The 9,704-nt window shown below is 53.4% G+C and carries 10 protein-coding genes; 6 read left to right on the top strand and 4 right to left on the bottom strand.

Annotation, left to right across the window (positions count from 1 at the left end):
* Positions 1–79: 79 nt before the first annotated feature.
* Positions 80–364: a nitrate reductase cytochrome c-type subunit gene (locus DW133_RS09830; RefSeq protein WP_118276484.1), complete on the bottom strand. Its 285-nt coding sequence runs from the start codon at positions 362–364 to the stop codon at positions 80–82.
* 250 nt (positions 365–614) lie between these two features.
* Here DW133_RS09830 and feoB point away from each other — a divergent pair, with 250 nt between their 5' ends.
* On the top strand, positions 615–2,972 hold the full coding sequence (feoB, locus tag DW133_RS09825; RefSeq protein ID WP_118276483.1) for a ferrous iron transport protein B: 2,358 nt from the start codon (positions 615–617) through the stop codon (positions 2,970–2,972).
* Positions 2,973–3,191: 219 nt separating this feature from the next.
* On the opposite strand, the gene DW133_RS09820 is transcribed toward feoB, so the two are convergent.
* The gene (locus DW133_RS09820; RefSeq protein WP_118276485.1) at positions 3,192–3,971 is read right to left on the bottom strand and encodes a basic amino acid ABC transporter substrate-binding protein; all 780 of its coding nucleotides are present in this window, start codon (positions 3,969–3,971) and stop codon (positions 3,192–3,194) included.
* 269 nt (positions 3,972–4,240) lie between these two features.
* On the opposite strand from DW133_RS09820, the gene mmuM reads away from it, so the two are divergent.
* A complete protein-coding gene (gene mmuM, locus DW133_RS09815; RefSeq protein WP_118276482.1) occupies positions 4,241–5,182 on the top strand; it encodes a homocysteine S-methyltransferase in 942 nt (313 codons plus the stop codon).
* 113 nt (positions 5,183–5,295) lie between these two features.
* Here the strand turns inward: mmuM and DW133_RS09810 are convergent, their stop codons facing one another.
* The gene (locus tag DW133_RS09810) at positions 5,296–6,198 is read right to left on the bottom strand and encodes an AraC family transcriptional regulator (RefSeq protein ID WP_118276481.1); all 903 of its coding nucleotides are present in this window, start codon (positions 6,196–6,198) and stop codon (positions 5,296–5,298) included.
* Between the two features lie 190 nt (positions 6,199–6,388).
* Between DW133_RS09810 and DW133_RS09805 the strand changes: the two genes are divergently transcribed.
* The 4 genes from DW133_RS09805 (at position 6,389) to DW133_RS09790 (ending at position 9,268) form a co-directional block, all read left to right on the top strand.
* The gene (locus DW133_RS09805) at positions 6,389–6,958 is read left to right on the top strand and encodes an NAD(P)H-dependent oxidoreductase (RefSeq protein ID WP_158571194.1); all 570 of its coding nucleotides are present in this window, start codon (positions 6,389–6,391) and stop codon (positions 6,956–6,958) included.
* A 15-nt stretch (positions 6,959–6,973) separates the two neighbouring features.
* Positions 6,974–7,252 carry a YciI family protein gene (locus DW133_RS09800; protein WP_118276479.1) on the top strand — a complete coding sequence of 93 codons (279 nt, stop codon included), beginning with the start codon at positions 6,974–6,976 and terminating at the stop codon, positions 7,250–7,252.
* 111 nt (positions 7,253–7,363) lie between these two features.
* The gene (locus tag DW133_RS09795) at positions 7,364–8,806 is read left to right on the top strand and encodes an FAD-dependent oxidoreductase (protein ID WP_158571193.1); all 1,443 of its coding nucleotides are present in this window, start codon (positions 7,364–7,366) and stop codon (positions 8,804–8,806) included.
* Positions 8,807–8,887: 81 nt separating this feature from the next.
* Positions 8,888–9,268: a putative quinol monooxygenase gene (locus DW133_RS09790; RefSeq protein ID WP_158571192.1), complete on the top strand. Its 381-nt coding sequence runs from the start codon at positions 8,888–8,890 to the stop codon at positions 9,266–9,268.
* A 56-nt stretch (positions 9,269–9,324) separates the two neighbouring features.
* Here DW133_RS09790 and DW133_RS10015 read toward each other — a convergent pair whose 3' ends face one another.
* On the bottom strand, positions 9,325–9,645 hold the full coding sequence (locus DW133_RS10015; RefSeq protein WP_147408929.1) for a hypothetical protein: 321 nt from the start codon (positions 9,643–9,645) through the stop codon (positions 9,325–9,327).
* Between the last annotated feature and the right edge of the window lie 59 nt (positions 9,646–9,704).

Raw genomic sequence — 9,704 nt, 5'->3', positions numbered from 1 at the left:
GCTCTCCCCCCGAAAGTCCTCCGTTAGGGATCATTTGATCGGAAGTTCGGGCTTTATTCATGCAGAGTGCGTCAAGAAATTAGTTCTTGTGGCACATCGTGCAGTTGTTGTGCATGGCGTCAGCCTTCTTTTCGCCCTTGACCCAGTGGTCGGCCGGCATAGCCATCGGCTGGCCCTTCACCTTGGCGGCGCCCATCTTGGACTGATCGCCGTGGCACATGATGCAGGGGTTGTTGGCGTCCGTGATCTTGTAGGCGTCAATCGGATGCGGGATCTTGGAGGGCATGCCGCCGGCAGCCTGAGCGGCGGCGCAGATCATCATGGAGGCAGCTGCAACAACGCAGGAAACCGTGAACTTGCTCATCTTGTTCTCCTTTTACGGGGTGTTTTGTATGTCGTAAATGAATTCGGTTGAACTTCTCATCAGGCACGAGAAGTTCCGCGGGTGAATTTTTAATACGATTTTAAGGTTGGCGCAATAAGCCGCTCGAACTAGTTCCGAAAATTTCAAAAATTTCTGTAAAAATTTTTCTCCGCATCTTCCTCCCGACGATTTTTTTCGACAGCCGTGAAAGCACAAACTAAAATGGCGACTCCCGGGAGAATCAATACGAATGACTATCACACTCAATCAACTTGACGTCGGTCAATCCGCCACCGTTGAAGTGGTCGGCGGCAGCGGCGCGCTTCGCCAACATTTTTTGGACATGGGGCTGATCCCTCAGGCCACGGTAACGCTGATCAAGCGAGCTCCGATGGGCGACCCCATTGAGGTCCGAATCCGCAGTTACGAACTGACTTTGCGCGTAGCCGAAGCCAATGAGATTTTTGTGAAAAATGTCCGCAAAGGGGAGCCGACAAAGCAAACGCATCCCAAGCCGATAGAAATGGATCATCCCGGCTACGCGGAAGCCGGAAAAAATCAGGTGATCAAACGTGAGCAACCCCTGATGACGGCCGAAACCGTCCGCATCGCGCTCGTGGGCAATCAAAACTGCGGCAAGACAACGCTTTTTAACAAATTGACGGGGTCCAATCAGCACGTAGGCAACTTTCCCGGCGTTACGGTCGATCGCAAGGACGGCCGTATCGTAGGCCACGAAGAGGCGCTTGTCACCGACTTGCCAGGCATCTATTCCTTATCGCCATACACCAACGAAGAGATCGTCTCGCGCGAGTTCATCCTTCGCGACGATCCTCACGTCATCATCAACATCGTCGACGCCACCAACATCGAGCGCAACATGTATCTCACGCTGCAGCTCATGGAACTCGGCCGTCCCATGGTTCTGGCCTTGAACATGATGGATGAGGTGGCTGCCAATGGCGGTTCCGTTCGCGTCAATGAAATGGAAGCGTTGTTGGGCATTCCGGTCGTGCCGATTTCGGCGAGTCGAGGAGAGGGCATCGAAGAGCTCGTTGAGCACGCCCTGCATGCCGCTCGGTTTGTCGAGACACCGGCAGTCCACGACTTCTGTTCGACCGACGATCATGGTGGGGCGGTACATCGCTGTCTGCACAGCCTGATGTTTCTCATTGAGGATCATGCTCAGCAAGCCGGCATTCCGCTTCGTTTTGCCGCAAGCAAAATCGCCGAGGGAGATGCGCTCATTACCGAACAGCTTCATCTTGACGTTAATGAAAAGCGCACGATCGAGCACATCCTTAAGCAGCTTGAAGCCGAACGAGGGTTGGACCGCGCCGCGGCCATCGCCGACATGCGCTTCAGTTTCATCGACAACGTCTGTGCGCAAACCGTCGTTAAGCCTCACACCAGCAAAGAACATTTGCGCAGCCTTGAAATCGACCGCATTCTGACCGGCAAATACACCGCCATTCCGGCTTTCGTCGCTATCATGGCTCTGGTGTTCTGGATGACGTTCAATGTCGTCGGCGCGTGGCTTACCGACGGCCTCGACTGGGTTATCGGTTTGGCAACCGACAAGGTCGATGCCTTGCTCACGAGTCTCAGTGTCAACGAGTCGATTCATTCGCTCATCATTGACGGCATATTCAATGGTGTGGGCAGCGTTGTGAGTTTCGTACCGACCATTGTCGTCCTCTTTTTCTTCCTGTCATTCCTTGAAGACAGCGGATACATGGCCCGCGTCGCGTTTGTGATGGATGTCTTTCTGAGACGCATCGGCCTGTCCGGGCGCAGCATCGTGCCGATGCTGATCGGTTTCGGCTGCACGGTGCCCGCCGTGATGGCAAGTCGCACGTTGCCGTCCGAACGCGACCGCAAAATGACGATTCTTCTCACACCCTTCATGAGCTGCTCGGCAAAGCTTCCGATCTACGCATTTTTTGTAGCAGCCTTTTTCCCGGGCCAAGGCGCTTTGGTAATGATCGGGCTGTACCTCCTCGGCATTGTCACGGCCATTGCACTCGGTCTGGTCATGCGGCGAACCATGTTCAAAGGGGAAGCCATGCCGTTTGTCATGGAGCTTCCGAACTATCGACTGCCGGGTGCACGCAATGTCGCCTTGCTTTTGTGGGACAAGGCCAAGGATTTTCTGCAGCGCGCCTTTACCGTCATTTTTGTGGCGACCATCGTCATCTGGTTCCTGCAGTCCTTTGATTTCCGCATCAATCCCGTTGAAGATCCTCAGCTTTCCATGTTGGCCGTCGTGTCGGGCTGGATCTCACCTTTGTTCGAACCGCTGGGTTTCGGTGATTGGCGCATCAGCACCGCTTTGATCAGCGGATTTATGGCTAAGGAGAGCGTCGTGAGCAGCCTTTCGGTGACATTTGGTTCTACCGAAGCATTGACGGCGGCATTAAGCGGCCTGACAGCCATCAGTTTATTGGTCTTCTGCCTGCTCTATACGCCCTGCGTGGCCGCCATCGCGACAATCAAGCGAGAGCTGGGAGGCCTCTGGGCGACGGGCGTTGCCGTTTTCCAATGTGCGGTGGCCTGGGTTGTGGCTTTTGTGGTCTATACGGGCGGCAGCATGCTTGGCCTGAGCTAAAAAGGAGGAGCGCCGTGAATGCCGCCAGTTGGATCGCTCTGTTCATAATCGCCGTCGCATTTGCCCTGGCTGTGCTGCGCATCTTTAAAGGTAAGCACTCGGGGTGTTGCGGCGGCTGCAACGGGTGCAACAAAACCGCTTGCGCAAAGTCAGGTTGCACCAAGTGCCGGACTTGACCGCCCGGTCGTTTATTTCGTTAACGAATCAGCCGTTGTGAACTCAGTCACTGAGCAGCTCAGCTTCAGGTTGACGGCCGAACCACTTCTCAAAGATTTTCGCAAACTCACCGTTTTGCTTGATGGTGGCTAGACCGCGGTTGATGCGCTTGAGAAGTTCCTTGTTGCCCTTCTTGACGGCAATGCCCAGGTCTTCACGGGTCAGAGCCACCGGCAACGCTTTCACCTTGCCGCGGCCTGCGGTGACAACGTAGTAGTCGTTGGTCGGGATGTCGTTGAGCACGGCGTCCACTCCGCGGTTGCGAAGTTCCAGATAGCACTCTGTGAGCTGGTTGAAGACTCGAACCTCGGCGTTTTTGACCTTGCGGGCAGCGGCTTCGCCGGTCGAACCGATCGATACAGCCAAACGCTTGCCTTCGAGGTCTTCGGCCTTGGTGATCGTCGTATTGTCGGCATTGACGACAATGCCTAGCCCGGCAATGTAGTAGCGGTTGGAGAAATCGACGCTTTTTGCACGCTCGGGCGTAATCGTGATGTCGTTGATGGCAATGTCGATGTTGCCGGTCTTCAAGGCAGGTATCAGACCGTCAAAGGCGAGGTTCCTCAATTCCACGTCAAAGCCTTCGGCCTTGCCGATCGCACGAATGATGTCAACGTCGTAGCCCACATACTGGCGCGTCTCGGAATCCTGAGAACCAAAAGGCGGATAAGTCGCGTCCATGCCGACAATCAGCGTGCGCTTAGGATGTTGGTTTGCCCAGGCAGGAACTACAGACAGCGCAACTGCGGCCGTCACGACGGATAAAAAGGTTCTTTTCTGCATTATTGGTTTCAGGAAGCCGGTGTCGATCCATACCGCCGGATTGCGGTAATAAGCTTTAAATTTTAAGGTCATTTGGGTTGATGAAGCCAACCACCGGACAAACTCCCGTGTAGGTATTGCGATTTGCCTCAAATCAGCCGACAAAAGCAATCGGCGCCAAAGCGTTGGCACAACACAAGTCTTCGCAGTCGTATCAACCGAGAAACCACTTCCGGTGATTTGTATTTTTGTTAAGCTCTTTGCCACAACGCAACCCGGGAGGAAACCAAATGGCGCAGCACCTTTTAGCCGATTTAATCCGTCAGAGCGGTTCCGTCGTGATTGACGGCGCCATGTCCACAGCACTTGAAAAGGCAGGTTGTGACCTCAACGACAAGCTCTGGAGTGCGCGCGTACTCATTGAAGAACCGGACAAGATTCGACAGGTGCACGCTGATTATTTCGAAGCGGGAGCCAACGTTGCCATTACCGCAAGCTACCAAGCGACCGAGGCTGGATTCAAAGAGCGCGGAATTGACTCTCAGAAAGCATATGGGCTTATCGCTCAATCTGTGACGCTGGCTCGTGAAGCTCGCGATGATTTTTTGATTCGTCATCCGGAACGAGAGCCGAAAACTCTTTTGATCGCGGGTGCCGTCGGCCCTTATGGTGCTTATCTTGCCAACGGTGCCGAATATACGGGCGACTATCACCTTTCGGACGGTCAATACCGTACCTTTCACCAATTGCGCATGAAGGCTCTGACAGAAGCCGGAGCGGATTTTTTCGCCGTTGAGACGCAGGCAAGGCTCGACGAGGTCAGGGTCATTCTCTCGATGATGGAAGAGCTCGACATGACTGCCTGGGTAACCTTTACATTGAAGGACAGCGGTCATATCGCTGACGGAACGCCGATCGAAGAGGTTGCCGAAGTGTGCGGCAAGCATCCGTTGGTTGACGCCGTCGGCGTCAACTGCGTCAAGCGTGAAATGGTGGCTGACGCATTGCAGCGCATTTCGTCCGTCACAGACAAGCCAATGATCGTTTATCCCAATTCGGGCGAAACGTATGATCCGACGACAAAGACCTGGCATCATCCGGTCTCGGGGCCGGGCTGGGCGGACTTCGTGTCCAAATGGAAAGCTATGGGAGCCGTTTGTCTGGGTGGCTGCTGCAGAACGTTGCCCTCGGATATTGTTCAGATTGCTGAGCTGATGAAGGCTTGCCGCTGAGGAAGGACTTGCCCGGTATTCGGCGCAAACTCCTCGGAGCAAAGAGCGGTTTGGAGATTGTTCGGGATGCGATCCGGGAAACCTTGTTGTCCTATTAATTTCCGGTCAACTGCTCAATCGTCTGAGGCGTTGTGAAGCTGCTTGATGTCACGCAGCGGAGGCAAGCCGAAAAGTTCCTTATAGTCCCGAACGAACTGAGCCAGGCTTTCGTAGCCGACGGCAAAAGCCGCCGAGGTGACGTTTGTTTCTCGAGCGACTAATAGACGGCGGGCTTCAAACAGCCGGACGCGCTTGCGAAACTGGACGGGCGAAAATCCGGTGACTTGTCGGAATTTACGGTGGAACGTTGCATTTGACATGTTGGTTTTCCTTGCCAGCTCCTCCACCGAACAATCTGTCGCATAGTTACGCCGGATCCAACTGACGGTTTTTAGAACGGCATGGCCTTCGGATCCGGCACTCGCAAGTGCTCTGAGTTCTGCTCCGCAGGATGAATCCAGAAGCAGAGCATGCAGTTCTCTTAGTATCAACGGTGCACACACCGCAATCAGTTTGGGACGGTCCAATATTTTCAGCAGTCGCAGGAACACGTCACGCAAATCCTCGTCCGGACGAATGACGAATACACCGCCGGGCATTTCTGAAAATTCTCCGGAATGATGCCGATCGGACAAAGCATCGGCATATTCCATCAAAATCGACGCATCGAGCGACACGGAAAGCGCAAGGAAGGGATTGTCTCGCGAAGCATCGAGCGTGTGAAATTCACTCGGCGAGGCAATTCCGCACACCAGACTTTCTCCGGCACCGTACTCCAGCATCTTCCCGCCGATCGCAGTGGTTTTGCGACCGCGCACGATAAAGGTCGTCATGATTTCACCTGCCGTGCGTTCGATAAATGCATTGGATTCAATGCGATAGAGCGTCAGTCCGGGAACCAATGTGGGAAATACGCCGTGATGCGGTACATGTCGGACAATGATTTGAGCTGCGGACTCGAGCAAAGCGTCGAACATAAGGGTCTCTTGCGAAGAACTGAGACTGAAGACATCCCATTATAGGAAAGCGGAAATTCATCTCGTCTGAAATAGATAGAAAAAAGCAAAGATTTGACATGATGGACCATGAAAAATATCGCCGATGATTGAAAAATGTAAAAGGCAGTTCAATACGTCCGGTCTGATATTTCGAAAGAATGGAGCAATCATGCAAAAAATTCTCGTCATCAACGGCCATCCGAATCCTGAAGCCTCCGTTGCCGGCAAAGCCGTGCTCAATGCGCTTGAATCATCCCGTTGCGAGATGCAAATCAGAACGTTGGCGCAGTTGTGCGGTCCCAACGGTTTCGATGTGACTGCGGAACAAGAGGCTTTACGGCGCGCCGATGTGATCGTGTGGCATTTTCCGTTTTATTGGTACTCGGTTCCGGCGATTCTCAAGAAATGGATCGATGATGTGCTGACGCGCGGTTTTGCCCACGGCGCCGGAGGAACAGCTTTACACGGCAAAAAGCTTCTTTTGTCGTTTACGACCGGTGCGGCGGCTCAGGAGTATGCAAAGGGACGTGCAATGAACTGGCCGGTGGAGGCATTCCTTCCGCCGCTTTTGCAGACTGCTTACTTGTGCGGCATGAAGACATTGGCTCCCGTGTGGTCAAACGGCATGATTTTTATTCCCGGCGTCCACACTGAGGCCGACCGCGAACGAATCCTCAAGCAAGCCGAAGAACATGCCGCGCGGCTTCTCGATGAAATTAAAGCCTGCGCTGAAAACTAGATTGGGGAGATAGCAATGAAATTTCTGGTCGACGTGCGTATTACCGATCGTGAGGCGGCAAAACCGTATCTGCCGGCACATCTGGAATATCTGAACCGTCATTTTGAAAACGGTGACTTTCTTCTTTTCGGCGCCTACGTTCATGGCGAGGGAGGAATGCTGATTGCTCAAAGCGAATCGATTGACTCGCTGAATTTGCTTTTGCAAGCCGATCCCCTGAAAAAAGGAAACTGCGCAACCTGGGAGACACTTGAATTTCGTGTGGCCCGCGCAGTGACGAAACTAGCGGACTAACTAAGGATTCATGCCAGCAACAGGAGACTCATCATGAAAAGGAGGCAGCTTTTACAGTCCACCTTGGCGTTTGGGACCTTGTCGAGCGTTGCGTTGGCCTCGCCAGCAGATATGGCTGACAAACCGAAAGCCGACATGTCGACCGATGTTGTGATCGTCGGAGGCGGTTTTGCGGGTTTGACTGCCGCTGTGATGGCCTCACGTGCCGGAGCCAAAGTCGTGGTTCTGGAAAAGCGAAGCTATTGCGGCGGCGACGGCGTATTATCGGCCGGCGTCATCGCGTCGGCCTATTCGGAAGTCCATAAGGCGCAGGGCTTCAAAGGGAAAGCGGATCTTGACTCGTATTGGCAACTGATCGAGGAGGGACACACGGATGAACCTCTGTCAAAAGTGCGCGACAACATGCCCAACTCGCCGATTTACTCGGGCATAGCCAAACATGATCCGAACGTTTTGCGGCGTTCAGCAGAAATGTCTCCTGCAGTAGCGGCCTTCGTCATGTCATACGGCATTGATTTTTTGCCGATCAATCCGCAGCAGCCTTTTTTGTTACCGTCCAAGCCGGGATCCATGCCGAAATTTGCGCAGGCCATGCTCGATGAACTTCAAAAGCGCGGTGTCTCCGTCTTGCTCGATAGCGCAGTGACAGGACTTGAAACACAAACCGAAGATAAAGGTCAAAATCGCGTCACTGGCGTTCGATTTGTGCGGGATGGCAAAACACAATTTATCCGTGCTCGATCCGTGGTGCTTGCCACTGGCGGTTTTTCGGACAACCGGCAAATGATGCGCCGATATAAACGTGTGTGGGCCAATATTTCCAAAGGATTCACGGCTATCGGCGAAGGCGTTCCGCCGGGTCACGACGGCGACGGCATCACACTGGGAAGACTTGTCGGTGGCGCCATCGAAGACATGGAGTCCATGCCAAAACTCTTTGCGGCCCCCAAACCGGGTGACCGAAGTCCGTCGTGGATTCTTTTTGATACGGATACGGCTTACCTAGTCGACAAATTCGGCAGACGATTTTGCAATGAGCACGAAAGCCGCTACGCAGGCTGTGCACTGGCCTGCTTTAGGCAAAACATTGACGGCGCCTACGTTGTCTTGGACGAAGCCACGGTGACGGGACCGAACAAGGAACGTTGGCGCTACGCCGATTTATTGTCGGCAAAGGCCCTTTTCAAAGGGCAGACCATCGAAGAAGCAGCTACAAAAGCCGGTGTTGATCCCAAGGGGCTGCAAAGGACGCTGCAGAGAATTGCAGATGATGCCGCAGCGGGAAAAGGGGACACGGAATTCGGACGTAAAGACAAGCTATTCCGTGCTCTTAAAGGACCTTTTTATGTGTCAACGCCGAGTTGGCCGGTTCGTTTCAAAACGGAAGGCGGATTGGAAGTCAATCCAAACTTTCAGGTATTGAGGGCCGCCGACGATACGCCGATCCCCGGTCTTTATGCCATTGGCGCAACGTGCGGTTCCATTTCGACCCGCTTGTGCGATGTGATTGCCAGCGGATTGATTGTCGGACCGATTGCCGCAGCGGGTGCATGAGGGCAGTACCGTCTGCGGTTAAACCTCAACCATAATCAAGGATTAGCAATGATCAAAGTTCTTTCATTGGTAGCGACGTGTATGGCTGTTATCTCATTTTCCGGCTTTGCCGCCGAGGCACCCTCGACTGCAGCAGCAAATCCCTACGAACAAAACGTTGTGCGACTCTCCAAAATCACGGTTGCGCCCGAATATCTTGATCAATACAAGGCATTTGCCGCCGAAGTGGGGCGTGAATCAATGAAGCGTGAACCCGGCGTTCGCGTCCTGTACAGCATGCAGGAAAAAAAGAACCCCACGCGGTTTGCCATTCTCGAAATCTATGCAAATCAAGAGGCTTACCAACATCATATCCAGACGCCTCACTTCAGGAAGTACAAGGAAGGAACATTGCATATGGTGACGTCGTTGGAGCTCATTGACTGCGACGCTCTCGTTCCGGAAGCGCTTATAAAGCCATAGCAATATTTGATACGGATACTCAAACAGCCTCCTCCGGAGGCTGTTTTGCCGCAGTATCAATTCAAGCGTTTTTCTCTCAAAATCGTTTGATTTTGATCGGATTGTCTTTCAAAGGCGTTTCTCTCGATTTCCAAATCTCCTTTCACCCAAAGGGCGGCATGCTTCATGGCTTCCTGTTCTGTCAAAAAGCCTTTGCCCAGACTCAACATGGCTTTAAGTGACTGTCTTGACAAAAACGCCATCGGAATGTGGGCTGCAAGCAGCAAACAGGCAAGACCGAAAGCGCCGGAATGGACGCATAACGCCAATCGGTAAGCACTGCTCTGTACCTCCTGCGGTTGGTGCAGTGCGAACAAAGCAAAACCGGAAGCGAGCAAAAGAATGGCTCTTCGTGCATAAGTGTGGGTAAACGCACCGAGAATCTACCTCCCCACGG

This window comes from Sutterella sp. AM11-39 (assembly GCF_003472385.1).
GTDB classification, from domain to species: Bacteria; Pseudomonadota; Gammaproteobacteria; order Burkholderiales; family Burkholderiaceae_F; genus Duodenibacillus; species Duodenibacillus intestinigallinarum.
This window is presented reverse-complemented; position numbering and strand designations above follow the sequence as displayed.

Excerpts from the sequence above, each read along its gene's own strand:
- DW133_RS09830 (WP_118276484.1), bottom strand. The coding sequence starts at position 364 with ATGAGCAAGTTCACGGTTTCCTGCGTTGTTGCAGCTGCCTCCATGATG.
- feoB (WP_118276483.1), top strand. The coding sequence starts at position 615 with ATGACTATCACACTCAATCAACTTGACGTCGGTCAATCCGCCACCGTT.
- DW133_RS09820 (WP_118276485.1), bottom strand. The coding sequence starts at position 3,971 with ATGCAGAAAAGAACCTTTTTATCCGTCGTGACGGCCGCAGTTGCGCTG.
- DW133_RS09810 (WP_118276481.1), bottom strand. The coding sequence starts at position 6,198 with ATGTTCGACGCTTTGCTCGAGTCCGCAGCTCAAATCATTGTCCGACAT.
- DW133_RS09795 (WP_158571193.1), top strand. The coding sequence starts at position 7,364 with ATGGCTGACAAACCGAAAGCCGACATGTCGACCGATGTTGTGATCGTC.
- DW133_RS09790 (WP_158571192.1), top strand. The coding sequence starts at position 8,888 with ATGGCTGTTATCTCATTTTCCGGCTTTGCCGCCGAGGCACCCTCGACT.
- mmuM (WP_118276482.1), top strand. The coding sequence starts at position 4,241 with ATGGCGCAGCACCTTTTAGCCGATTTAATCCGTCAGAGCGGTTCCGTC.
- DW133_RS09805 (WP_158571194.1), top strand. The coding sequence starts at position 6,389 with ATGCAAAAAATTCTCGTCATCAACGGCCATCCGAATCCTGAAGCCTCC.
- DW133_RS09800 (WP_118276479.1), top strand. The coding sequence starts at position 6,974 with ATGAAATTTCTGGTCGACGTGCGTATTACCGATCGTGAGGCGGCAAAA.